Raw genomic sequence first — 25,225 nt, 5'->3', positions numbered from 1 at the left:
AGGCCGCCGATCCGTTAACATAGTCGGCTTTTTCAAGGCGGGAGTCAGGCAGCATGGCGCAGCAGTATCAACCGGGGCAACGCTGGATTAGTGACAGCGAAGCCGAGCTAGGTCTAGGCACCGTTCTGGCACAGGACGGCCGCTTGCTGACCGTGCTCTATCCGGCCACTGGCGACACTCGCCAGTATGCGCTACGGAATGCGCCCCTCACTCGCGTGAGGTTTTCCCCGGGTGACACCATCACCCACTTCGAAGGCTGGAAAATGACCGTGCGCGAAGTCGACGACGTCGACGGCCTGCTGGTCTACCACGGCCTCAACGGGCAGAACGAAGTCGTCACCCTGCCGGAAACCCAACTCTCGAACTTCATCCAGTTCCGCCTGGCCAGCGACCGTCTGTTCGCCGGGCAGATCGACCCCCTGGCCTGGTTCTCCCTGCGCTACCACACCCTGGAACACACCAGCCGCCAGCTGCAATCGTCGCTGTGGGGCCTGGGTGGCGTGCGCGCCCAGCCGATCGCTCACCAGTTGCACATTGCCCGTGAAGTCGCCGACCGTATCGCGCCGCGGGTTCTGTTGGCGGACGAAGTGGGCCTGGGCAAGACCATCGAAGCCGGCCTGGTGATCCATCGCCAGCTGCTGTCGGGCCGCGCCAGCCGCGTGCTGATCCTGGTCCCGGAGAACCTGCAGCACCAGTGGCTGGTGGAAATGCGCCGGCGCTTCAACCTGCAGGTCGCGCTGTTCGACGAAGAACGCTTTATCGAAAGCGATGCCGCCAACCCCTTCGAAGACACCCAGCTCGCCCTGGTGGCCCTGGAATGGCTGGTGGACGACGAGAAGGCCCAGGACGCGCTGTTCGCCGCCGGCTGGGACCTGATGGTGGTCGACGAAGCGCACCACCTGGTGTGGCACGAAGACCAGGTCAGCCCGGAATACGCGCTGGTGGAACAGCTGGCCGAGGTGATCCCCGGTGTCCTGCTGCTCACCGCCACCCCGGAACAACTGGGCCAGGACAGCCACTTCGCCCGTCTGCGCCTGCTCGACCCGAACCGCTTCCACGACCTGGCCGCCTTCCGCGCCGAGAGCGAAAACTATCGCCCGGTGGCCGAAGCCGTGCAGGAGTTGCTGGATAAAGGACGCCTGTCGCCAGAAGCGCACAAGACCATCCACAGTTTCCTCGGCAACGAAGGCGAAGCCCTGCTCGCTGCCGTCAACGACGGCGACACTGAAGCCAGTGCGCGCCTGGTGCGCGAGTTGCTGGACCGCCACGGCACCGGCCGCGTGCTGTTCCGCAACACCCGCGCCGCGGTGCAAGGCTTCCCCGAGCGCAAGCTGCACCCGTACCCGCTGCCATGCCCGGACGAGTACCTGGAACTGCCGCTGGGCGAGCACGCCGAGCTGTACCCGGAAGTCAGCTTCCAGGCCCAGCCGGACGCCAGCGAAGAAGAGCGCTGGTGGAAATTCGACCCGCGCGTCGAGTGGCTGATCGACCAGCTGAAAATGCTCAAGCGCACCAAGGTCCTGGTGATCTGCGCCCACGCGGAAACCGCCATGGACCTGGAAGACGCCCTGCGCGTGCGCTCCGGTATCCCGGCCACGGTGTTCCATGAAGGCATGAACATCCTCGAGCGCGACCGAGCCGCCGCCTACTTCGCCGACGAAGAGTTCGGCGCCCAGGTGCTGATCTGCTCGGAAATCGGCAGTGAAGGTCGCAACTTCCAGTTCGCCCACCATCTGGTGCTGTTCGATCTGCCGTCGCACCCGGACCTGCTGGAGCAGCGGATCGGCCGTCTCGACCGGATCGGCCAGAAACACGTGATCGAGCTGCATGTGCCGTACCTGGAAACCAGCCCGCAAGAGCGCCTGTTCCAGTGGTACCACGAAGCGCTGAACGCCTTCCTCAATACCTGCCCGACCGGCAACGCCCTACAGCATCAGTTCGGCCCGCGCCTGCTGCCGCTGCTGGAAGAAGCCGACGACGGCGAGTGGCAAGCGCTGATCGACGAGGCGCGCACCGAGCGCGAACGCCTGGAAGCCGAGCTACACACTGGTCGCGACCGTCTGCTGGAGCTCAACTCCGGCGGTGCCGGCGAAGGCGATGCACTGGTGGAAGCGATCCTCGAGCAGGACGACCAGTTCGCCCTGCCGATCTACATGGAAACCCTGTTCGACGCCTTCGGCATTGACAGCGAAGACCATTCGGACAACGCGCTGATCCTCAAGCCGAGTGAAAAAATGCTCGACGCCAGCTTCCCGCTGGGCGACGACGAAGGCGTGACCATCACCTACGACCGCAACCAGGCGCTGTCTCGCGAAGACATGCAGTTCATCACCTGGGAGCACCCGATGGTGCAAGGCGGCATGGACCTGGTGCTGTCCGGTTCCATGGGCAACACCGCCGTGGCGCTGATCAAGAACAAGGCGCTGAAGCCCGGCACCGTGTTGCTGGAACTGCTGTACGTCAGTGAAGTGGTGGCACCGCGCTCGCTGCAGCTGGGCCGCTACCTGCCACCGGCCGCCCTGCGCTGCCTGCTGGACGCCAACGGCAACGACCTGTCGGCGCGCGTCGCCTTCGAGACCCTCAACGACCAGCTGGAAAGCGTGCCACGGGCCAGCGCCAACAAGTTCATCCAGGCCCAGCGCGACCAGCTGACGCCGAAGATCAACGCGGGCGAAGCGAAGATCGCCCCGCGTCACGCCGAGCGCGTGGCCGAGGCGCAACGGCGCCTGGCCGCCGACACCGACGAAGAACTGGCGCGCCTGACCGCGTTGCAGGCGGTCAACCCGACCGTGCGCGACAGCGAACTGGTGGCCCTGCGCCAACAACGCGAACAAGGCCTGGCCATGCTTGAGAAAGCCGCGCTGCGCCTGGAGGCGATCCGGGTGCTGGTGGCGGGCTGATCCCCCTGCTTTGCCGGTAAATGAAAAGGCCCGCACAATGCGGGCCTTTTTTATTGGCTTCTGTAGAAGCACTGTTCAAGCCGCCACCGCAGCCCCCGTCGGCGCCCCCGGCACCAATCCATCCTTCATCCGCTGCGCATCACGCACGAAGCAGCGCGAGGCCAGGAACAGGAACAGCATGGTCAGCAACAACGCCACCGGGATCAGGTACATGGCGTCATGCAGGCCGACCGCCTTGAACGCCTCGGTCATCTGCCCGGCTCCGGCGGCGTACATCGCCGCATAGGCGAAGTGATCGGACAGCGCCCCCACCACCACCGGCCCCAGGCCTCCGCCCAGCAGATACAGGCCGGCAAAGAACAGCGCCATGGCCGTCGCCCGCAGACGTGGTTCGACCACATCCTGAATCGCCGTATAAACGCAGGTATAGTAGTTGTAGGTGAACAGCCAGCCGACACTGAACACCGCGACGAACACCCCGATCTCGATGCGCCCGGCATGCAGGGCCCAGGCGGTGCACAGGGTCGAGATCAACATGCTGAAGGCGGCGAACAGCAACCGGCCATTGGCGACACGCAGGTGAATCTTGTCGGCGACCCAGCCGCCCAGGGTCAGGCCGAACAGGCCGGTCACCCCGACTATCACCCCGGTCGCCACCGCGGCTTCCTGCAAGGGCATCAGGAAGTAACGCTGCAGCATCGGCACCAGGAACGAGTTGCAGGCGTAGGAGGCGAAGTTGAAGCTCAGCCCGGCCAGCACCAGCCAGAGAAAGGTCGGAATCGCCAGCACCCGGCGGATCGGCCGGTCGACGCGTTCCTGGGAGACCTTGACGGCTTCCGCCGCCCCACGCTTGGGCTCCTTGATGAAGAACATGAACACCGCCAGCAACAGCCCCGGCACCGCGGCGATAAAGAACGGCGCGCGCCAGCTGTCGAAGGCCTTGACCATGGCGCCGATGGTGAAGAACGCCAACAACAGGCCCAGGGGCAGGCCGAGCATGAAGATGCCCATGGCCCGGGCCCGGCGGTGGGCCGGGAACAGGTCGCCGATCAGCGAGTTGGCCGCCGGCGCATAGCTGGCTTCGCCGATGCCGACACCCATGCGCACGACGAGGAAACTCCAGAAACTGCCCACCAGGCCGTTGACCGCGGTCAGCCCGCTCCATACCGCCAGGCCCCAGCCCATGAGCTTGCTGCGCGACCCGGTATCGGCCATGCGCCCCAGGGGCAGGCCGGCAATGGCGTAGACGATGGTGAAAGCGGTGCCGATGATGCCGATCTGGAAGTCGCTCAGGTGCCACTCCATGCGGATCGGCTCGATGATGATGGCCGGAATGGTGCGATCGAAGAAGTTGAACAGGTTAGCCAGGAACAACAGGAACAGAATGCGCCAGGCATTCGCCGCTTGGGTCGAGTTCTGCATGGGTCGGTCTCTTTATTGTTATTCGGCCAGACGCAACCGAGCCTGGAAGTTGCAATCTAGTCAGCCCCGCCTCGGTTGTCTGTAATGATTCGTAAGGCTGATATCAGGCAATCCGAAGCACAGGTCGTCGACCGCGCTCGACGGCCGCCCGAACAACGCCAGCGCCTCCGCCGAAACCGCCGCAAGCCCCCGGATACCGGGGCTAAAGCCCGATTTTTCAAGGGCTTGCGCAGGGCCTGAAAAATACCTCGCGCGCCCCCTTCCCAAGGCCGTTGCGAAGCCTAGAATAGCGGCCTTGCTGCCCCCCTCATCAACCTCCTCCCCTTTGAATACGCCCATGTCCGAAGCCAGTCCGTGTCTGAATTGCGGTGCCTGCTGTTCACACTTTCGTGTGTCTTTTTTCTGGGGTGAATGCGCCTCTTCCGGCGGTACGGTCCCCGACGATCTGGTGGCGTCCATCAGCCCCAGCCGGGTCGCCATGCTCGGTACCGATTGCAAGCCGACCCGCTGCACCGCGCTGACCGGCGAGGTCGGCAAGGAAGTCAGCTGTTCGATCTATCACCAGCGTTCCAGCACCTGCCGCGAGTTCGAGGCGTCCTGGGAAAATGGCCAACAGAACGTCGATTGCGACGCCGCGCGGGCGGCATTCGGGCTCGCGCCCCTGGAGCCGACGCTGTACTTCGAACAGAGTGCTTAGCTCGATTGGCTATGGGATGAATTCCAAAATCATTTAAGTCAATCTGCCACCATCGCTCCCGGCCTTGCCTCGGCTTCCTATACTCACTCCCATTGGTCAGCCATCAGGGCTGGCCCTGGATGACTCAAGAAACGGGGCCTGCGATGGAATGGCTTGGTCTGCATTTTTTTACCGAGCTCCCCGAAGGCGGGCAGGTATTACTCACCTGCAGCCACAACCCCGTGCTGGTGATCCTCGCCTATCTGGTGGCCTGCGCTGGCAGCTTCGCCACCCTGGACATGGCCGAACGGGTGCGCCACGTCGACCTGGCAGCCGCCCAGCAACGCTGGCTCTGGATCGGCGCCTTCTGCCTGGCCGGCGGCATCTGGGCCATGCATTTCATTGGCATGCTGGCACTGCAAATCCCCATCGAAACCCATTACGACCTGCCGATGACCCTACTGTCGCTGCTGATCGCGGTGATTGCATCCTGGCTGGCGATGAAGACCCTCAGCCATACCCAGCTGCAACTGTGGCGCTACCTGCTGGCGTCGATCTGGATCGGCCTGGGCATCTGCGTCATGCATTATGTCGGCATGGCGGCGATGCGCTCACAAGCCACGGCCTACTACCAACCCGACCTCTTCGGCCTGTCGATTGCCATCGCCATCAGCGCGAGCCTGGTCGCTTTGCTGTTGTCCCGCTACCTGAGCAATGGCAGCGGCGTGCTCCACCAGATGCTCAAATACGCGGCCAGCCTGCTGCTGGGGGGCGGCATAGTCGCCATGCATTTCACCGGCATGTGGGCGCTGAAACTGGTGATGCCAGTGGCGGGTACGCCTTCGATAGCGGTGGATGACAACCCCTTGCAACTGGGCCTGACCATCGCCGTCATCGCCCTGCTGATCATCGGCAGCAGCATCAGCGCGGCCCTGGCGGACAAGAAACTCCAGCACAAGGAACAGGACCTGCGCCGGGTCAACACCCTGTTGAGCCAACTGGACCAGGCTCGGGTGGCGTTGCAACAGGTGGCGCATTACGACGCCCTGACCAACCTGATCAATCGTCGTGGCTTCAATCATCTGTTCGCCGAAAAGCTCATCGAAAAGACCGTGCAGGGCGGCATGCTGGCGGTGATGTTCCTCGACATCGATCACTTCAAGCGGATCAACGACAGCCTCGGCCACGATGCCGGCGACCAACTGTTGAAGGTGATTGCCGGCCATATCAAAAGCTCCACCCGCAGCCATGAAGACGTAGTGGCGCGTTTCGGTGGAGACGAGTTCTGCATCCTCATGAGCTTGAGCCACCGCGACGAAGCCCAGCACATGGCGCAACGCATCATGAGCAAGATGAAGGAGCCCATCGAGCTGGCAGGAAGGCGCATGGTGATGACCACCAGTATCGGCATCAGCGTCTTTCCCGACGATGGCACAACCTGCGAAGAACTGCTCAAGCATGCCGACCTGGCGCTCTATCAATCCAAGGGCAGCGGTCGCAACAGCCTGCATTTCTTCAGCACCAACCTGAAGACCCGGGCGAGCCTGGAGCTGCAACTGGAGGAAGAATTGCGCAACGCCCTGCGCCACGAAGCCGGATTGACCCTGTATTACCAACCCATCTACGACCTGGGCAGCCGCAAGGTCAGCAAGCTCGAAGCGCTGGTGCGCTGGCGGCATCCGTTGCACGGGCTGCTGGCCCCTGATCGTTTCATCGGGATCGCAGAAGCCAACGGGCTGATCGCCGAACTGGACAACTGGGTCCTGCGCAAGGCCTGCGAGGACCTGGCCGCCCTGTCCCGCCATGGCTTTGCCGAGCTGAAAATCGCGGTGAACTGCTCGGCCCTGAACCTGGCGCGGGAGGAGTTGGCCGAGGAGATCGCCAACACCCTGAGCAGCGCCGGTGTCGCGCCCCAGCGCCTGGAACTGGAAGTCACGGAAAACGCCCTGATGGGCAACATCGACAGCACCGTGGCCCTGTTGCGGCAGATCCGCAATCTTGGGGTGTCGCTGTCGATCGACGACTTCGGCACGGGTTATTCGTCCCTCGCCTACCTCAAGCGGCTGCCGCTCAACACCCTGAAGATCGACCGGTCGTTCATCCAGGACGTGCCCCAGTCGACCCAGGACAAGGAAATCGTCCAGGCGATCATCGTCATGGCCCATACCCTGCACCTGCAGGTGGTGACCGAAGGCGTCGAGAGCATGGAGCAGTACGAGTTCCTCGCCCAATACGGCTGCGACTTCATTCAGGGTTACCTGCTCAGCCGGGCGCTGCCCCTGGAAGAGTTGCCCGGGGTGATCGACGAGATCGAGCAGCGCATGCTGCCCGCCGTCGCCGCGGTCAGCCCTCTGACGCCGGTTCGCGATACAGGCGGATCAGGGTCGCGGGATCCTGCTCCAGATAGCCCTGGCCGCCATGCAGGCGCATCAGTTGTGCAGCCAATCCGCTGATCGGCGTGGCCGAGCCCTGCTCGCGGGAGAACTTCACCGCCCCGTCCAGATCCTTGAGCAGGGTGCGCACATGCCATTTGATCGGTTCGAAGCGGCTTTCGGCCATCTGCGGGGCGAGAATCTGCAACGGCCTGGAATCGGCGAAACCACCAGCCAGCGCCTCGGCCAGCAATGACGCATCGACCCCGGAACGCTCGGCCAGCGCCACCACTTCGGCGATCACCAGGGCATTGCAGGCGACGATCATCTGGTTGCAAGCCTTGGTCACCTGGCCGGCGCCGACGCCGCCCATATGAGTCACCCGTTGCCCCAGATTGAGCAGGACCGGGCGCACCCGTTCGATATCCGCCGCCTCGCCGCCGACCATGATTGCCAGGCTGCCGGCCTCGGCACCGGGCGTGCCGCCGGACACCGGGGCATCGACCCAGCCCATGCCGGTGCTGCTGGCCAGTTGCGCGGCCATTTCCCGGGTGGTGGTCGGCTCCAGGCTGGAAAGGTCCACCAGCAGTTGGCCGGCCCGGGCTCCCTGGGCGATACCCTCGGCACCGAACACCACCTCGCGCACCACCTCGGTATTGGCCAGGCACAGCAGCACCAGGTCCGCTGCCTCGCATAGCCGGGCCGGGGTCTGCGCCAGTTGCGCGCCCGCCTCCAGCAGCGGCGCGCATTTTTCCCGGTTGCGATTCCACACCACCAGGGGATAACCCGCCGCCAGCAGACGGCGACACATGGGCAAGCCCATCAGGCCAATACCGGCGAACCCGAGGGTGGGTAACGTTGCCATCATCTTGCCTCCTTTTGATTAAAGATCACCAAAAACTGGCCGATTTATCTGAGCTTAGGAAAGGATTCCCCCTAGCGGCCATCAGACTTATCCCTATCGCTGGGGCCAATATCGCGCTGTAAAGTCGCGAGATCCCACTTGATGGCTCTTTGATATCTTGTCACCGAGCCGACCAGTCCAGACACACGGCGCACAATGACTTCTAAAAACAATTCTGCCAACGCAGTATCCGAACTGACGCTGACCCCGGGCAGCCAGAGCTTTTCAGATTCGAAGCCATTGTCCAGCTCGCGCCCGCAGGCGCCCCAGCAATACCTCTACTTCACCGAAACCAACACCGACCGCATCCTCGACAACCTCGACGGCCTGCGCGACTCGGTATTTCCCCGCGCACCGCACCTGGAAGACGAACTCGAGGCGCGCCGCGAGCAGGAATTTCCCTCGGTCTGCCTGATCGGCCTGGGCCGCTGCGGGTCGAACATCGCCCTGGATGTCGCGGAGCTGGTGTACAACGCCCGCAAGTTCTACCTCAACGAGTTCAACACCGACGACAAGGCCTATGCCGACAAGGGCTACAGCCCCGCCCAGTGGATCCGCCACAACCTGCGCCTGGGCCAGAGCAAGGCCAGCAAACCGGTGTTCCTGGTCGAGCCGCTGGTGATGCTGGGCGACCTGGACAAGGACATCGCCGGGCGCATCCGCTTCTCGCGCAAGGGCGAAAAAAGCGGCTTCATCCGCGACTACAGCAAAATGAAGATCATGGACCTCTCGGAAGTCCATGCCGGCGGCGCCGGCAACGCGCCGATCCTCGGCCAGTACCTGGCCAAGATCATCCTCAACAAGGACACGCAGCGCTTCTCCAGCCCCGACTGGAAAATGATCCACTCGTACCTGATCGACTCCTGCGGCATCAAGGCCAACCAGTCGCGCCTATACTTCTCGATCTTCAGCGCCGGCGGCGGTACCGGTTCGGGCATGGCCTCGGAGTTCGGCCTGGCCCAGCAGTACTCGTACATGAACAAGACGTTCGACACCAAGCCGATCGACGAGCACGACAGCAAGAGCGGCCACTCCTTCGTCTTCGAGCCGATCTTCACCAGCGGCATCTGCGTACTGCCGAACATCTCCGACCACCGCAGCGAGATGTCCGAAGCGTTGCACATCAACGCCGGACGCTTGCTGTGCAAATACCTGTCGGAAGAATGGGACTTCTCCTACAACTTCGATAACGAAGACAGCAGCGAAGCCAGCGTCATGGGGCGCATCCGCCCATGGAACGCGATGATGTTGATTTCCAACGACATCATGCGTTATGCCGAAGAGAGCGATGACGGCAACATCCAGAACATCGACGTCAACGCCATGGAGAAGCACGCCAACCAGTACATCTCCCAACAGATCTTCAACATCCTCACCGCCCAGGCGGTGACCACCGATTACGACCAGAACTACTTCCGCCGCGCCGGCATCGACATCGGCGAGACCATCCGCCTGGATGCCAACGACCTGTTCATGAGCCTGGCCGGCCCGGTGGCGATCGCCTACGCCGAGTCCGTGGTCCCGGAAACCCCGGTGCCGAGCGGTGACAAGTTCAAGGTGTTCGAGAAAGAGCCGCAGCGCCTGAACATCGACGACCTGTTCTTCCGCTCCATCGACCTGCCGCACTTCAACAAGGTGACCCAGGCCATCGAAGGCATCAGCCTGCTGCCGATCGAGTCCAAGCGTTATCGCGCGGCGCTGGAGCAATACAAGGCTTCCGGTTACGACGCCGCCGCCCTGCACGATCTGCACTTCTTCAAGAACTGCTCGTCGGTGGTGTCGATCGTCTCCCTGCCCAAGGACTACAAGCTGTCGTACATGGACCTGAACCGGCTCAAGACCCACCTCAACAGCCTGTTCCCCAATACCACCCTCAAGCGTTACGCCCTGGTGATCGGCGCCTCGGCCAACCTGTCACTGACCACCCTGATCGCCAAGAGCCCGTGCCTGTCGGACGACTTCCTGACCCTGATCGTGGCCTTTATCAAGCGTTGCTTCGCCCGCAACCCGTACCGCTTCGACGAGACCCTGGACAACTCGATCCTCGACTTCATCGTCAGCGAGGCATTCGATGAAAGCCGCATCGACGAGTTGCTCAACGAGTTCGAGAACCCGGCGAAGATCCTCGATACCAACTGGTACGCGATCAAGCCGATGTACGAGAAGAAGTACCGCGAGTTGATCAACGACAAGGACAAGTTCGTCTCGATCAACGACATCCGCCTGTCCCGCGATTGCGTGAAGAAAGCCATCAAGTACCTGCGCGAGATCTACCGCCACCGCATCGGCAAGACCAAGGTCATCTCGCTGAACAACCATACGGGCAGGACGGCTTACTAACAGCTGCCCCTCTTCTGTAGGAACAGCCGGTCGACGCTCGATGGCTCGCGATCAGCGGCATCGAGCTGAAGCGATGTCGACTGGCTGGACGCCATCGCGAGCAAGCTTCGCTCCTACAGGGGAAATGGCGTTTACAGGGAAGTGATGTTAATCCCCTGAAACAATCAGGCAGCCCTCGGGCTGCCTTGCAAACTGTTCCCATTCCGCTTACGTCACCGTCAGCCTGAAATGGGTGGGGCCTTTCTCCACGGGCAACTTGCCATCACCCTGATCGCGGTTACTCGGCTACACACTTTCAACCGGAAAAACCAGGCACTATTTTGGTGCTCAGTCTTCGCCCTGCGCCCTTTCCTGGACCAGAATCCACGGCGAAACCACCACCGCCCACAGCAGCGGATCGCGCTCCACCAGATCCAGCGCCCGCGTCGCAGACACCTTGCCCACCTTCTCGGCGGCCAGCCAGGCAGAGACTTTCTCGGCCTGGTTCTCGGCCATGGCCTCGGCTGCCTCGATCAAATCCAGGCTGGCGTCGACCCACAATAGGGCACCCTTGGCGAAGAACGGTTCCAGCTCCTTCCAGGTAATGGATGCGGTTTCACCAAGCAGCTTGGCATAGAGGGTGCTAGGTTCTTGAGTCATGGGCCTGTCCCGAAAAGAAATCGGCGCAATGATAACGTCGGTGCTCTGGCAGACAAACCCGGTTGCAATTGCGTCAACGATAGAGAAGTGCAGGAGAGCCAGGGATTGCTCGCTGAATACGGTCAAAACCCCGCCGCGATTCTGTCTTTTTCTTTCAATAAAGCGACACCCCCTGATTTTGCCCCCCGGCGCCAGCTTCCCAGGCTAACAATCGGCGCTCTACACTGTACCGGTACAGTTGCCGGGGGCATTTTCCGGGGATATCCAAGAGATATCTGACCCGGTTCTGCTGCTACGGCGCCAGGACTATAAAAATTACAACAGTAAGAGTGGAGCACTATGAATAAGGCTACTAAGCAGATTTCCAAACTGTTTGCCGCTATGGTTCTGGCCGGAGTCGCCAGCCATTCGTTCGCAGCTGACACCATCAAGATCGGCATCGCCGGCCCCAAGACCGGCCCTGTAGCCCAGTACGGCGACATGCAGTTCAGTGGCGCCAAAATGGCCATCGAACAAATCAACGCCAAGGGCGGCGTCGATGGCAAGCAGCTCCAGGCCGTCGAATACGATGATGCCTGCGATCCGAAACAAGCCGTCGCCGTAGCCAACAAAGTCGTCAACGACGGCGTCAAGTTCGTGATCGGTCACCTGTGCTCCAGCTCCACTCAACCGGCTTCGGACATCTACGAAGACGAAGGCGTGGTCATGATCACCCCCACTGCCACCAGCCCGGACATCACCACCCGTGGTTACAAGATGGTGTTCCGCACCATTGGCCTGGACAGCGCCCAGGGCCCTGCCGCCGGCAACTACATCGCCGACCACGTGAAGCCGAAAATCGTTGCCGTGCTGCACGACAAGCAGCAATACGGTGAAGGCATCGCCACCGCTGTGAAGCAGACCCTCGAGAAGAAAGGCACCAAGGTTGCCGTGTTCGAAGGCATCAACGCTGGCGACAAAGACTTCTCCTCGATGATCGCCAAGCTCAAGCAAGCCAACGTCGACTTCGTCTACTACGGCGGCTACCACCCGGAGCTGGGCCTGATCCTGCGCCAAGCCCAGGAAAAAGGCCTGAAAGCCAAGTTCATGGGTCCGGAGGGCGTGGGTAACGACTCCATTTCGCAGATCGCCAAGGACGCTTCCGAGGGCCTGCTGGTGACCCTGCCGAAATCCTTCGACCAGGATCCGGCCAACGTGGCCCTGGCGGATGCCTTCAAGGCCAAGAAAGAAGACCCGAGCGGTCCGTTCGTGTTCCCTTCCTACTCGGCTGTCCAAGTGATTGCCGAAGGCATCAAGGCCGCCAAGTCCGAAGACGCCACCAAAGTGGCCGAAGCCATCCACGCCGGTACGTTCAAGACCCCGACCGGCGACCTGAGCTTCGACACCAAGGGCGACCTGAAAGACTTCAAGTTCGTGGTCTACGAGTGGCACTTCGGCAAACCTAAAACCGAAGTCTCGCCTCAATAAGGCCCTGTCTGACTGACTGCCAATAAAGCCCACGGCGTGCCGTGGGCTTTGTTTTGCGAACGTATTGGGCCTGTTTTCCGTGATCCGGAAGCCCGCCCACCTGAAAATCTCAAAACCGTCATCAGCGGTTCGCTGGCAAAACCTGACCCGAAGTGGATGCAGATCCACGGGGCACAGGCGGGAAAATGACTCCACCAGTGAAATGCGTATCAGGTTTTTAGGAGCGCTGTAATGCCTGACCTCTATCACTTTTTCCAACAGCTGGTTAACGGTCTCACCGTTGGCAGCACGTATGCCCTGATCGCCATCGGCTATACGATGGTTTACGGCATCATTGGAATGATCAACTTCGCCCACGGCGAGGTGTACATGATCGGTTCCTATGTGGCGTTCATCGCCATCGCGGGCCTGACCATGATGGGACTCGACAGTGTCCCGCTCTTGATGACCGCGGCCTTCATCGCGACCATCGTCGTTACCAGTGCCTATGGCTACAGCATCGAACGGATCGCCTACCGCCCCCTGCGCGGCAGCAACCGTCTGATCCCGCTGATCTCGGCCATCGGCATGTCGATCTTCCTGCAGAACACGGTTCTACTGGCGCAAGACTCCAAGGACAAATCCATCCCCAACCTGATCCCGGGCAACTTCTCCATCGGGCCAGGTGGCGCACATGAAGTGCTGATCTCCTACATGCAAATCGTGGTGTTCGTGGTGACCCTGATCGCCATGCTCGGCCTGACCCTGTTCATCTCCCGTTCCCGCCTGGGCCGCGCCTGTCGTGCCTGCGCCGAGGACATCAAGATGGCCAACCTGCTGGGTATCAACACCAACAACATCATCGCCCTGACCTTCGTGATCGGTGCCGCGCTGGCGGCGATCGCGGCCGTGCTGCTGAGCATGCAATACGGCGTGATCAACCCCAACGCCGGCTTCCTGGTCGGCCTCAAGGCCTTCACCGCCGCGGTACTGGGTGGCATCGGCAGCATTCCGGGCGCCATGCTGGGCGGTCTGGTACTTGGGGTGGCGGAAGCCTTCGGTGCCGATATCTTCGGCGACCAGTACAAGGACGTCGTGGCGTTCGGCCTGCTGGTTCTGGTGTTGTTGTTCCGGCCAACCGGCCTGCTGGGCCGTCCGGAGGTTGAGAAAGTATGACTAGGAATCTTCGACAGGCGTTCTTCAGCGCCTTGCTGGTGTGGGCCGTCGCCTACCCGATACTCGGTTTGAAACTGACCATCGTCGGCATCAACCTGGAAGTCCATGGCACCAGCCCCACCACCCTGATGATCATCGCCGCGTGTTCGGTGCTGATGTTCCTGCGGGTGCTGTTCGACCAGCAGATCAGCGCGGCCTGGAAGTCCTCGCCCAACATGCCGGTGATCCCGGCCAAGGCCAGTAACTTCCTGACCCTGCCGACCACCCAGCGCTGGATCATCATTGCGTTGATCATCGGTGCGCTGGTCTGGCCGTTCTTCGGCTCCCGCGGCGCGGTGGACATCGCCACCCTGGTGCTGATCTACGTGATGCTCGGCCTGGGCCTGAACATCGTGGTCGGCCTGGCCGGCCTGCTGGACCTGGGGTACGTCGGCTTCTACGCCGTGGGCGCCTACAGCTACGCGCTGCTGTCGCACTACTACGGCTTGAGCTTCTGGATCTGCCTGCCTATCGCCGGCCTGATGGCGGCCACTTTCGGCTTCCTGCTGGGCTTCCCGGTATTGCGCCTGCGCGGTGACTACCTGGCGATCGTAACCCTGGGCTTCGGCGAGATCATCCGCTTGTTCCTGCGTAACCTGACCGACCTCACCGGTGGTCCGAACGGTATCAGCAACATCGATAAACCGACGTTCTTCGGCCTGACCTTCGAACGCCGGGCCGCCGAGGGCCTGCAGACCTTCCACGAGTACTTCGGCATCGAATACAACTCGATCAACAAGGTGATCTTCCTTTACCTGGTCGCGCTGTTGCTGGCGCTGTTCGCCCTGTTCGTCATCAACCGCTTGCTGCGCATGCCCCTGGGACGTGCCTGGGAAGCCCTGCGTGAAGACGAAATCGCCTGCCGCGCACTGGGCCTGAACCCGACCGTGATCAAGCTGTCGGCCTTCACCCTGGGTGCCTGCTTCGCCGGTTTCGCCGGTAGCTTCTTCGCCGCGCGCCAGGGCCTGGTGACGCCGGAGTCCTTCACCTTCATCGAGTCCGCGACCATCCTCGCCATCGTCGTGCTGGGCGGCATGGGCTCGCAGTTGGGCGTGGTCCTGGCGGCCACCGTGATGATCCTGCTGCCTGAACTGATGCGCGAATTCAGCGAATACCGCATGTTGATGTTCGGCGCCATGATGGTGCTGATGATGATCTGGCGTCCTCAAGGCCTGCTGCCCATGCAACGTCCCCACATGGAGCTGCGCAAATGAGCCGTGAGATCCTCAAAGTAACGGGCCTGAGCATGCGCTTTGGCGGCCTGCTGGCGGTCAACGGCGTGGCCCTGACCGTCAAAGAGAAACAAGTGGTATCGATGATCGGCCCGAACGGCGCCGGCAAGACCACGGTGTTCAACTGCCTGACCGGCTTCTACCAGCCCACCGCCGGCAGCATCCTGCTGGACGGCGAGCCGATCCAGGGCCTGCCCGGGCACAAGATCGCCCTCAAGGGCGTGGTACGCACCTTCCAGAACGTGCGGCTGTTCAAGGACATGACCGCGGTCGAGAACCTGTTGATCGCGCAGCACCGTCACCTGAACACCAACTTCCTGGCCGGCCTGTTCAAGACCCCGGGGTTCCGCAAGAGCGAGCGCGAGGCCATGGAATACGCCGAGTACTGGCTGGAAAAGGTCAACCTCAAAGAGTTCGCCAACCGTCCCGCCGGCACCCTGGCCTACGGTCAGCAACGGCGCCTGGAAATCGCCCGCTGCATGATGACCCGTCCGCGGATCCTTATGCTCGACGAACCGGCCGCCGGCCTCAACCCGCGGGAAACCGAAGACCTCAAGGCGCTGATCGGCGTGTTGCGCGAAGAGCACAACGCCACGGTGCTGCTGATCGAACACGACATGAAGCTGGTCATGAGCATTTCCGACCACATCGTCGTGATCAACCAGGGCACGCCCCTGGCCGACGGCACGCCGGAACAGATCCGCGACAATCCTGAAGTGATCAAAGCCTACCTGGGGGAAGCGTAAATGCTGCAGTTCGAAAACGTTTCCACCTTCTACGGCAAGATCCAGGCGCTGCACAGCGTCAACGTCGAGATCCGCCAGGGCGAGATCGTCACCTTGATCGGTGCCAACGGCGCCGGCAAATCCACCCTGCTGATGACCCTCTGCGGTTCGCCGCAGGCCCACAGCGGCAGCATCCGTTACCTGGGTGAGGAACTGGTGGGGCAAACCTCGGCGCAGATCATGCGCAAGAGCATTGCCGTGGTGCCGGAAGGTCGTCGGGTGTTCGCCCGCCTGACCGTGGAGGAGAACCTGGCCATGGGCGGGTTCTTCACCGACAAGGGCGATTACCAGGAGCAGATGGACAAAGTCCTGGGCCTGTTCCCGCGTCTCAAGGAACGCTTCAACCAGCGCGGCGGCACCATGTCCGGCGGCGAACAGCAGATGCTCGCCATCGGCCGCGCGCTGATGAGCAAGCCCAAGCTGTTGCTGCTCGACGAACCGTCCCTGGGCCTGGCGCCGATCATCATCCAGCAGATCTTCGACATCATCGAACAGCTGCGCCGTGACGGCGTGACGGTGTTCCTGGTGGAACAGAACGCCAACCAGGCGCTGAAGATCGCCGACCGTGCCTATGTACTGGAAAACGGCCGGGTGGTGATGCAAGGCACCGGCGAAGCCCTGCTGACCGACCCCAAGGTGCGCGAAGCCTATCTGGGCGGCTGAGCACTTGCTGCAAACAAGAACGGCCCTGCGGGGCCGTTTTTTTTCGCCTGGAAATCGCCCCTCCTGTAGCCGCTGCCGCAGGCTGCGATCGGGGCAACGCCCCGCACAGGCTGAGCACTCGGAAGGCTCGGTACACCGCGCTGCCAGTGATTGCGCCGGCTTCGCCGTCGATCGCAGCCTGCGGCAGCGGCTACAACTGGATTTTTTTCACCAGGGCTGTAACAAACCCCAGCGACCTTTCTCTAGAGGGGTAAGCAGGCACGAATGCCTGCCTACACCACTACCTTTTCTGGAGAAACACCATGACCGCTACCACTCGCACCCTGTCCGCCGCCGCCCTGGCCCTGGCCCTCGGTTCTGCCTTGAGCATCGCCGCGCTGCCGACCACCGCCCAGGCCGCCGACGACATGGAGAAATGCTTTGGCGTCGCCATGAAAGGCAAGAACGATTGCGCGGCAGGCGCGGGCACCACCTGTGCCGGTACCGCCAAGGTCGACCACCAGGCCAACGCCTGGAAGCTGGTTCCTAAAGGCACCTGCGAGAAAACCGCCAGCAGCACCTCGCCTACCGGTTTCGGCCAACTGCAAGCCTACAAAGCCAAGTCGTAAGCAACCTGCCTGAGTGTCGATGATGAACATGGCCGTACCACTCCCCCTCCATCCCGCCACTCAGGCGACCGTCTCCAGCCTGCCGCAACGCGCCGGGCTGGGGCTCAAGACCGAGCACTTTCGCCAGGTCCTGAAGGAACAGCCCGATATCGGCTTCTTTGAAGTCCATGCGGAAAACTACATGGTCGCTGGCGGGCCGTTCCATCACTACCTGGGGCTGATCCGCGAACAGTATCCGCTGTCGCTGCACGGCGTCGGCCTGTCGATCGGCGCCGAAGGTCCGCTGGACCAACAGCACCTGAAACGCCTGGCCGTGCTGATCGAGCGGTATCAACCCCAGTCCTTTTCCGAACACCTGGCCTGGTCCAGCCATGGCCCGGTGTTTCTCAATGACCTGCTGCCCCTGGCCTATGACCGGCCGACCCTGAACCGCGTCTGCGAACACATCGACCAGGTGCAGAGCACATTGCGCCGCCCCATGCTGCTGGAGAACCCGGCGACCTACCTGGAGTTTCGCCAGTCGAGCATGGCCGAGGCCGAATTCATCCGCGAGGTGATACGCCGCACCGGCTGCGGCCTGTTGCTGGACGTGAACAATGTCTACGTGTCGTGCATCAACCACCGGCGCGATCCGCTGGCCTATATCGATGCCCTGCCGCTGCACGCGGTGGGCGAGATCCACCTGGCCGGGTTTGCCGAAGACACCGACAGCCTGGGCGACCGGCTGTTGATCGACGATCACGGCGCGCCGATCGATAACGCCGTATGGGCGCTGTACCTGCGGCTGCTGGAACGGATCGGAGCGACCGCGACCCTGATCGAGCGCGACAACCAGGTGCCGGCGTTTTCCGTGCTGCACGCTGAAGTACGCCAGGCGGATGAGCTGCTGCAATGCGCCAGGAGGCTGCCGTGAACACACAAGCCAGCTTCGCCAGCGCCCTGTTCGACTCCGAGCAACCCTGCCCTGCGGACCTGTACTGCGGCAACGGCGCCGACCCGGCCAGCCGCTTCGCGGTGTACCGCAACAATGTGCAGAGCTCGTTGATCAACGCCCTGGCCGATGCCTATCCGGTGGTGGCGCAACTGGTGGGCGATGAGTTCTTCCGGGCCATGGCCGCGCTCTACGTCAGGCGCTTCCCGCCCACCAGCGCCGTGCTCAGCGACTATGGCCATGACTTCGCCGATTTCATCGGCGGTTTCCCTCCCGCCGCCGGCGTGCCTTACCTGGCCGATGTCGCGCGCCTGGAACGCCTGCGGGTCACCGCCTATCACGCCGCCGACACCTGCCCGGTGCCACTGGCGCAGCTCGCGACGGCCATGGCCGAGCCGCAAACGCTGGGGCAATTGCGCCTGGAACTGCATCCCTCGCTCAGCCTGCTGAACTCGCCCTATCCGGTGGTCGATGTATGGGCCGCCCACCAGGGCGATGGCGACTGGCAAGGCGTCGACCTAAAGAGCATCGACCTGTGCCAAGGACAAGACGCCCTGGTGCTGCGTCACGACCTGGAGGTCGAGGTGTTCGCCATCGACGCCGGGGTCGCCTGCTTCATCCATGCCCTGCGCCACTCGCAGCCACTGCAAGCCGCCGCGGCCAATGCCTTGGCTGTCGATCCGGCGTTCGAGCCGAGCCAAGCCCTGGCGCTGCTGATCGGTCGCGGCGCCATCACTCGCCTGTCCCCCCATTCCGAGGTCTGAACATGCACACCCACTGCACCAATCACCACCCGCTCAGCCATGGGGTGAACCGACTCATCCAGCTGCTGGAGCGTATTCCCCACAGCCTAATCGCCTTTATCGCGCGCTTCTCCATTGCCGCGGTGTTCTGGAAGTCCGGCCAGACCAAAATCGAGGGCCTGGCCATCGACCTGTTCTCCGGGACGTTCGAGCTAGGCATGCCGCGCCTGGCCGACTCGACCATTCCGCTGTTCCAGAGCGAGTACCAGGTACCGCTGCTCTCCCCTGAACTGGCCGCACACCTGGCGGCATTCGCCGAGCATCTGTTCCCGCTGCTGCTCCTGGTCGGTTTCGCCACGCGCTTCTCGGCCCTGGCGCTGCTGGGCATGACCCTGACCATCCAGTTGTTCGTCTACCCCGACGCCTACCCGACCCATGGCACCTGGGCGGCGGTGCTGCTGTACCTGATGGCCCGCGGCCCCGGCAAGCTGTCCATCGACCACCTGATCGCCCGCCGCTATCGCTGAGCCGCCGCTGTAGCGCTGTAGCCGCTGTAGCCGCTGTAGCCGCTGTAGCCGCTGTAGCCGCTGCCGCAGGCTGCGATCGGCCCCGAAGGGGACGCAAGGTCTTGAGATCGCTGAAGGCCTTCGGCCTTATCGCAGCCTGCGGCAGCGGCTACAGGCGCACACCGTCAGGTCAAAGGCGATCCAGCGCTTCGCCGCTGCGCTTGAACCAGCCGATCAGGTAATCGGCCAGGACCTGGGTGCGCTTGGGCAACCCACCCTGATACGGATGCACCAGGTACATCGGCATGCTGCGGGTCTGGTAGTCGCGCAGCAGCCCGCGCAAACGCCCGTCGGCCAGTTCCGCCTGCAGCAGGTAGGACGGTAGCCGGGCGATCCCCGCCCCCACCAGCGCGGCCTTTTTCAGCAGGTTGTAGTGATTGCTGGCGAAAGGTCCCGAAACCCGTACCCGAAACAGTTCGTGCTGCTGGTGATAGAGCCACTCCTCACGGCCGCTGTAATGGCTGTTGAGCAGGCAGCGATGCTCGGCCAGGTCCCTGGGCGCCTGTGGCTCGCCATACTGTTCCAGGTAAACCGGGCTGGCACAGGTCATCTCGTGCCAGGCCAGCAGCGGCCTGGCCACCAGTCGTTGGTCATTGGCCACTTCCGAACGGATCGCCAGGTCGAAACCGTCCCGGGACAGATCGCGGTAGTTGTTGTTCAGCTCCAGCTCGATCTGCACCTCGGGGTACTGCCGGGAAAACTCCAGCAGCAGGCCTTCGAAGAAGGTCTCGCCCAGGGACACCGGCACCGTCAGCCGCACCGGCCCGGCCATGTCGTCCTTGAGCCGCGCCAGCGCCTGGCGCGCCCGCTCGACCTGAACCAGCAGCGCCTGGGCCTGGGGCAACAAGGCGGCGCCCGCCGCGGTCAGGCTCAAGCGCCGTGTGGTGCGCTGCAACAGCACCACCGTGAACTGTGCCTCCAGGGCGCTGATGCGCTTGGACAATTGCCCCTTGCTGCACCCCAGTTGCTGGGCGGCCAGGGTAAAACTGCCAGCCTCGATCAGCACGGCGAACGCCGCCAGGTCATCCATCTCACTCATGGATTGTTTCCATTTGAAAACCAAAGGTTGCCCATTAGCGCGCTAATCAACGGGAAAAACCAGCACTAGACTGCAACCTCGTTCAACCCACGCGAGGAACCACCCCATGAAAATCCTTCTGATCGGCGCCAGCGGCACCATTGGTTCGGCCGTCGACAAAGAGCTGTCGCAACGTCATGAAGTCATCCGCATCGGCCGCACCAGCGGTGATTTCCAGGTGGACATCAGCGACAGCGCCTCGATCCGCGCGCTCTTCGAGCAAACCGGCAGATTCGACGCGCTGATCTGCGCCGCCGGTAATGTCAGCTTCGCGCCACTGGGCGAGATGAGCGCCCAGCACTTCGCCCTGGGCCTGCAGGACAAGCTGATGGGCCAGGTCAGCCTGCTGCTGATCGGCCGCGAGTTCGCCAACGACGGCGCCTCGTTCACCTTCACCTCCGGCATCCTCAACCGCGACCCGATCCGCAGCGGCGCCTCGGCGGCCCTGGTCAATGCCGCCATCGACGGCTTCGTCCGCGCCGCCGCCATCGAACTGCCACGCGGCCTGCGGGTGAACTCGGTGAGCCCCACCGTGCTGGAAGAAGCCATGGACAGCTACGCCCCGTACTTCCGTGGCTACAAACCGGTTCCCGGCGCCGATGTGGCGCTGGCCTACGCCAAGAGCGTGGAAGGCCTGCAGACTGGCCAGACCTTTGTCGTCGGCTAACCCACGCCTCTGCAGGATCGCAGCTTGCTCGCGATAACGCTGCACCCGGCATACCGCAGCGCCTGGATCGCCGGCAGCCTGGCTCCTACAGAGACATGAGTGGATCCCGGGTTGTGATGAACGGTCAGGCTGCGTAACGTGGCGGCACTTGATTGGAGACCCGACGATGCGTGCCGCCCGTTCCTTTGTTTGTATTGCCCTGCTCCCCCTGTTTGCCGGTTGCCAGATGCTGTCGATGTTCGATGGCCAGTCCCGGACGCAGTCCCAGGCCGGCCAGACCCGCATGCAGGGCACGCTGACCGCCGCCGACGGCCAGTTGCTGTTCAAGCCCTGCGTCGGCGAGCAGCGTTATGTGGTCAAGGACAACGGCGGTACCAGCATCCTCCAGGAAGCCGCCAGCCTGGCCGACCAGCAGGGCACGCTGTTCGCCGACCTGCGCGGGCATTTCTCCCCGAGCAAGTCCGGCGGCGCCGACAGTGAAGTGGCGCTGAGCCAGCTGTATCGCGTCGAACGCTCGAACGACGCCTGCCGCGATCCCGACTTCCCGCGCCTGATCCTGCGGGCCAGTGGCAAGGCCCCGGACTGGAACGTCGACGTCAGCGCCAAGGGCATGCGCATCGAACGCGCCGGCCAGCCGGCGCTGGCGTTGCCCTACCTGGAAGAGCAACTGGGCGACGGCCGTTTCAACCTCAGCAGCGAAGCCAACAACCGCCACGTCGAACTCTGGGTCGCGCCGCAGCGCTGCGTGGACAGCAAGACCGGCAGCGTGCAGCACCTGACCGCGGAACTGCGGGTCGATGGCCAGGTCCAGCGCGGTTGCGCCTATTTCGGCGGCTCGCGCAGCGACTGAGGCGACGGGCAACCGTTTTAACCTCACGGGGTCCGGGCTTTGCGGCTTATAATCGCCGGTTTGTAAAACCGCCCTGACGCATTGGTGCGTCCCGCGAACCGGACCCTGTCATGTTACGAATCACCGAACTCAAGCTGCCGATCGACCATCCCGATGAAGACCTGCTCCCTGCCATCCTGCAGCGCCTGGGCATCGCCAGCGAGGACCTGCTCGACTTCACCCTGTTCAAGCGCAGCTACGACGCGCGCAAGAAGTCGTCCGAGCTGTGCTTCATCTACACCCTCGATCTGAACGTGCGCGACGAGGCCAGGCTGCTGCACAAGTTCGCCGACGACCGTAACGTCAACCCAGCGCCGGATGTCAGCTACAAGGTCGTCGGCCAGGCGCCCGCCGACCTGGAACAGCGCCCGATCGTGGTGGGTTTCGGCCCCTGCGGGATTTTCGCCGGCCTGCTGCTGGCGCAGATGGGTTTCAAGCCGATCATCCTCGAGCGCGGCAAGGAAGTGCGCCAGCGCACCAAGGACACCTGGGGCCTGTGGCGCAAAAGCGTGCTCAACCCGGAATCCAACGTGCAGTTCGGCGAAGGCGGCGCGGGGACCTTCTCCGACGGCAAGCTGTACAGCCAGATCAAGGACCCGAAACACCACGGCCGCAAGGTCCTGCACGAGTTCGTCAAGGCCGGCGCGCCAGAAGAGATCCTCTACGTCAGCAAGCCGCACATCGGCACCTTCCGCCTGACCGGCGTGGTCGAGAACATGCGCCAGCAGATCATCGCCCTGGGCGGTGAAGTGCGCTTCGAGCAACGGGTGACCGACGTACTGATCGAAGACGGCCAACTGGTCGGCGTCGAACTGAACAGCGGCGAACAGATTCACTCGAAACACGTGATCCTGGCCCTCGGCCACAGTGCCCGCGACACCTTCCGCATGCTCCACGGCCGTGGCGTGTACATGGAGGCCAAGCCGTTCTCCGTGGGTTTCCGCATCGAACACCCGCAGTCGCTGATCGACAGCGCGCGCCTGGGCAAGTACGCCGGTCACCCGAAGCTCGGCGCCGCCGACTACAAGCTGGTGCACCACGCGAAGAACGGCCGTTCGGTCTACAGCTTCTGCATGTGCCCGGGCGGCACCGTGGTGGCAGCGACCTCCGAGCCGAACCGCGTGGTCACCAACGGCATGAGCCAGTACTCGCGTAACGAGCGCAACGCCAACTCCGGCATCGTGGTCGGCATCACCCCGGAAGTGGATTACCCGGGCGGCCCGCTGGCCGGTATCGAGCTGCAGGAACGCCTGGAATCCCACGCCTTCGTGCTCGGTGGCAGCAACTACGAAGCACCGGCGCAACTGGTCGGCGACTTTATCGCCGGCAAGCCGTCCACCGCCCTGGGCAGCGTCGAGCCGTCCTACAAGCCGGGCGTCGCCCTGGGCGACCTGGCCCTGGCCCTGCCGGACTTCGCCATCGAGGCGATCCGCGAAGCGCTGCCGGCCTTCGAGCGGCAGATCAAGGGTTACTCCCTGCATGACGCGGTACTGACCGGGATCGAGACCCGCACCTCGTCGCCGCTGCGCATTACCCGCGACGAATCGATGCAGAGCCTGAACGTGAAGGGCCTGTACCCGGCCGGTGAAGGCGCAGGTTATGCCGGCGGCATTCTGTCGGCCGGTGTCGACGGGATCCGCATCGCCGAAGCGGTGGCGCGCAATATCCTCGGGATCGAGGCGTAAAAAAAGGCCCCTTTACAGGGGCCTTTTCACAGGCAGGCTCGCTCCCCAAGGAGCGGGCTTGCAGCCTCAGATGCCGGCGCGCAATACGCTGGCCGGCAACGCCTCGCCACGTTCCACACTCGCCGCCACGCTCTCGATCAACTCACTCAATTCGTAGCCCTGAGCGGCCAGCCAGTCCTGATCGTAATAGGTGGTCGCATAACGCTCGCCACCGTCACACAGGATGGCGACGATCGAGCCACTCTCCCCGGCCTGTTTCATCTGCTGCGCCGCCATCAGCGCGCCGATCAGGTTGGTACCGCTGGAACCGCCCACCCGCCGCCCCAGGCGCTGCGCCAGGTAATGCATGGCCGCCAGCGACAGGGCATCCGGCACCTTGATCATTGCATCGATCACCTTGGGCAGGAACGACGCCTCGACCCGTGGCCGGCCGATCCCTTCGATGCGCGAACCGCAATCCAGGCGCAGGCTGGCATCACCGCTCTGGTAGTAATCGAAGAACACCGAACGCTCGGCGTCGGCGCAGAGTACCCGGGTGCAATGCTGGCGATACCGCACATAACGCCCCAGGGTGGCGGTGGTGCCGCCGGTACCCGGGCTGGAGATCAGCCATTTGGGCTCCGGGTAACGCTCGAAGCGCAGCTGCTGGAAGATCGACTCGGCGATGTTGTTGTTCGCCCGCCAGTCGGTGGCGCGCTCGGCATAGGTGAACTGGTCCATGAAATGCCCGCCGCCCTCCCGGGCCAGGCGTTCCGACTCGGCGTAAATCTGCGTCGGGTCCTGCACCAGGTGGCTCTTGCCGCCGTAGAAGGCGATCTGCGCGATCTTTTCCTGGGACGTGGTGGCCGGCATCACCGCAATGAACGGCAAGCCCAGCAGGCGCGCGAAATAGGCCTCGGAAATCGCCGTCGAACCACTGGACGCCTCGATCACCGGCGCCCCGGGCTTGAGCCAGCCGTTACACAGCGCATAGAGGAACAACGAACGCGCCAGGCGATGCTTGAGGCTGCCGGTGGGATGGCTGGACTCGTCCTTGAAATACAGCTCGATGCCCGGCAGGCCCGGCAGGGGCAAGGGGATCAGGTGGGTGTCGGCGCTGCGCTGGAAGTCGGCTTCGATGATCCGGATGGCCTCGCGGGCCCACTGACGGTTGTCGCTCATGGTGTTTTCTCGTTGGCTCGAACGCCACACAGGACGCAGAAAGATGAAGTGCACCCAGCATAGGCGATCCAGGCACAAGGAAAATCAGGCGCTGCAACAGGCAAAAGTCCCCGGCACGTCGGGCTGGGGCCGGACATGTTAGGAAACATCCCCGGTCTCTCACAGGTACAGTTTTGAATCAATTGGATACACAACTGCTAGGCTGGTTTTCCAGCAGGCCGCTGCCGCACTGTATATAACAAAAAAGAATATAACTTTTGTTTTAACAACTAACAGTACGGGTTAGGGTGTGCCACCTTTTTA

At 63.0% G+C, this 25,225-nt stretch carries 21 protein-coding genes; 16 read left to right on the top strand and 5 right to left on the bottom strand.

The genetic code is table 11. From position 1 onward, the window contains the following. Window positions 1-53 precede the first annotated feature (53 nt). Window positions 54-2,900 (top strand): RNA polymerase-associated protein RapA, encoded by a 2,847-nt coding sequence (gene rapA, locus C4K27_RS06560; protein WP_007926606.1) that lies wholly within the window; start codon window positions 54-56, stop codon window positions 2,898-2,900. Between the two features lie 75 nt (window positions 2,901-2,975). Here rapA and C4K27_RS06555 read toward each other — a convergent pair whose 3' ends face one another. Further along, window positions 2,976-4,322 carry a spinster family MFS transporter gene (locus C4K27_RS06555; protein WP_053259869.1) on the bottom strand — a complete coding sequence of 449 codons (1,347 nt, stop codon included), beginning with the start codon at window positions 4,320-4,322 and terminating at the stop codon, window positions 2,976-2,978. A 337-nt stretch (window positions 4,323-4,659) separates the two neighbouring features. Between C4K27_RS06555 and C4K27_RS06550 the strand changes: the two genes are divergently transcribed. Together C4K27_RS06550 and C4K27_RS06545 are read left to right on the top strand one after the other, a co-directional pair. Further along, entirely contained in the window at window positions 4,660-5,019 is a 360-nt protein-coding gene (locus C4K27_RS06550; RefSeq protein ID WP_007926609.1) for a YkgJ family cysteine cluster protein, read from the top strand. Window positions 5,020-5,162: 143 nt separating this feature from the next. Then, a complete protein-coding gene (locus tag C4K27_RS06545) occupies window positions 5,163-7,451 on the top strand; it encodes a putative bifunctional diguanylate cyclase/phosphodiesterase (RefSeq protein WP_053259867.1) in 2,289 nt (762 codons plus the stop codon). Here the strand turns inward: C4K27_RS06545 and C4K27_RS06540 are convergent. Beyond that, on the bottom strand, window positions 7,342-8,238 hold the full coding sequence (locus tag C4K27_RS06540) for an NAD(P)-dependent oxidoreductase (RefSeq protein WP_053259866.1): 897 nt from the start codon (window positions 8,236-8,238) through the stop codon (window positions 7,342-7,344). The two genes, C4K27_RS06545 and C4K27_RS06540, sit on opposite strands and share 110 nt — an antisense overlap. Window positions 8,239-8,430: 192 nt before the next feature. Between C4K27_RS06540 and C4K27_RS06535 the strand changes: the two genes are divergently transcribed. Beyond that, window positions 8,431-10,614 carry a hypothetical protein gene (locus tag C4K27_RS06535; RefSeq protein WP_007926612.1) on the top strand — a complete coding sequence of 728 codons (2,184 nt, stop codon included), beginning with the start codon at window positions 8,431-8,433 and terminating at the stop codon, window positions 10,612-10,614. Between the two features lie 327 nt (window positions 10,615-10,941). On the opposite strand, the gene C4K27_RS06530 is transcribed toward C4K27_RS06535, so the two are convergent. After that, window positions 10,942-11,253: a DUF2288 domain-containing protein gene (locus C4K27_RS06530; protein ID WP_007926613.1), complete on the bottom strand. Its 312-nt coding sequence runs from the start codon at window positions 11,251-11,253 to the stop codon at window positions 10,942-10,944. A 339-nt stretch (window positions 11,254-11,592) separates the two neighbouring features. On the opposite strand from C4K27_RS06530, the gene C4K27_RS06525 reads away from it, so the two are divergent. The 9 genes from C4K27_RS06525 (at window position 11,593) to C4K27_RS06485 (ending at window position 19,403) form a co-directional block, all read left to right on the top strand. After that, entirely contained in the window at window positions 11,593-12,720 is a 1,128-nt protein-coding gene (locus tag C4K27_RS06525) for a branched-chain amino acid ABC transporter substrate-binding protein (RefSeq protein WP_053259865.1), read from the top strand. Between the two features lie 231 nt (window positions 12,721-12,951). Continuing rightward, window positions 12,952-13,875, top strand: coding sequence for a high-affinity branched-chain amino acid ABC transporter permease LivH (livH, locus tag C4K27_RS06520; protein ID WP_007926616.1), 924 nt, complete (start codon window positions 12,952-12,954; stop codon window positions 13,873-13,875). After that, entirely contained in the window at window positions 13,872-15,128 is a 1,257-nt protein-coding gene (locus C4K27_RS06515) for a high-affinity branched-chain amino acid ABC transporter permease LivM (RefSeq protein WP_009042486.1), read from the top strand. Before livH ends, C4K27_RS06515 begins: the two co-directional genes overlap by 4 nt. After that, complete coding sequence (gene livG, locus C4K27_RS06510; RefSeq protein WP_009047385.1) at window positions 15,125-15,892, top strand: high-affinity branched-chain amino acid ABC transporter ATP-binding protein LivG; 768 nt, start codon at window positions 15,125-15,127, stop codon at window positions 15,890-15,892. Before C4K27_RS06515 ends, livG begins: the two co-directional genes overlap by 4 nt. Next, entirely contained in the window at window positions 15,893-16,594 is a 702-nt protein-coding gene (locus tag C4K27_RS06505) for an ABC transporter ATP-binding protein (protein WP_007926621.1), read from the top strand. 302 nt (window positions 16,595-16,896) lie between these two features. Beyond that, window positions 16,897-17,202 carry a BufA1 family periplasmic bufferin-type metallophore gene (locus tag C4K27_RS06500; protein WP_007926622.1) on the top strand — a complete coding sequence of 102 codons (306 nt, stop codon included), beginning with the start codon at window positions 16,897-16,899 and terminating at the stop codon, window positions 17,200-17,202. A 28-nt stretch (window positions 17,203-17,230) separates the two neighbouring features. Then, window positions 17,231-18,115: an MNIO family bufferin maturase gene (gene bufB / locus C4K27_RS06495; RefSeq protein WP_238437528.1), complete on the top strand. Its 885-nt coding sequence runs from the start codon at window positions 17,231-17,233 to the stop codon at window positions 18,113-18,115. Next, the gene (locus C4K27_RS06490; RefSeq protein ID WP_053260049.1) at window positions 18,112-18,897 is read left to right on the top strand and encodes an HvfC/BufC N-terminal domain-containing protein; all 786 of its coding nucleotides are present in this window, start codon (window positions 18,112-18,114) and stop codon (window positions 18,895-18,897) included. The genes bufB and C4K27_RS06490 overlap by 4 nt, the downstream gene beginning before the upstream one ends. A gap of 2 nt (window positions 18,898-18,899) precedes the next feature. Beyond that, window positions 18,900-19,403, top strand: coding sequence for a DoxX family protein (locus C4K27_RS06485; RefSeq protein ID WP_053259863.1), 504 nt, complete (start codon window positions 18,900-18,902; stop codon window positions 19,401-19,403). Between the two features lie 169 nt (window positions 19,404-19,572). On the opposite strand, the gene C4K27_RS06480 is transcribed toward C4K27_RS06485, so the two are convergent. After that, window positions 19,573-20,481, bottom strand: a complete 909-nt coding sequence (locus C4K27_RS06480) for a LysR family transcriptional regulator (protein ID WP_053259862.1) — start codon at window positions 20,479-20,481, stop codon at window positions 19,573-19,575. Between the two features lie 106 nt (window positions 20,482-20,587). Between C4K27_RS06480 and C4K27_RS06475 the strand changes: the two genes are divergently transcribed. From C4K27_RS06475 to C4K27_RS06465, 3 genes are all read left to right on the top strand, one after another. Beyond that, entirely contained in the window at window positions 20,588-21,187 is a 600-nt protein-coding gene (locus C4K27_RS06475; protein WP_053259861.1) for a short chain dehydrogenase, read from the top strand. 166 nt (window positions 21,188-21,353) lie between these two features. After that, a complete protein-coding gene (locus tag C4K27_RS06470; protein ID WP_053259860.1) occupies window positions 21,354-22,037 on the top strand; it encodes a COG3650 family protein in 684 nt (227 codons plus the stop codon). Window positions 22,038-22,147: 110 nt separating this feature from the next. Beyond that, window positions 22,148-23,761, top strand: coding sequence for an NAD(P)/FAD-dependent oxidoreductase (locus C4K27_RS06465; protein WP_053259859.1), 1,614 nt, complete (start codon window positions 22,148-22,150; stop codon window positions 23,759-23,761). A 66-nt stretch (window positions 23,762-23,827) separates the two neighbouring features. Here C4K27_RS06465 and C4K27_RS06460 read toward each other — a convergent pair whose 3' ends face one another. Continuing rightward, the gene (locus C4K27_RS06460) at window positions 23,828-24,922 is read right to left on the bottom strand and encodes a PLP-dependent cysteine synthase family protein (protein ID WP_053259858.1); all 1,095 of its coding nucleotides are present in this window, start codon (window positions 24,920-24,922) and stop codon (window positions 23,828-23,830) included. Window positions 24,923-25,225 lie beyond the last annotated feature (303 nt).

This window comes from Pseudomonas chlororaphis subsp. chlororaphis (genome assembly GCF_003945765.1).
Lineage (GTDB): Bacteria > Pseudomonadota > Gammaproteobacteria > Pseudomonadales > Pseudomonadaceae > Aquipseudomonas > Aquipseudomonas chlororaphis.
Note: the sequence above shows the minus strand (reverse complement) of the source record. Positions and strands in the feature narration are given on the sequence as shown.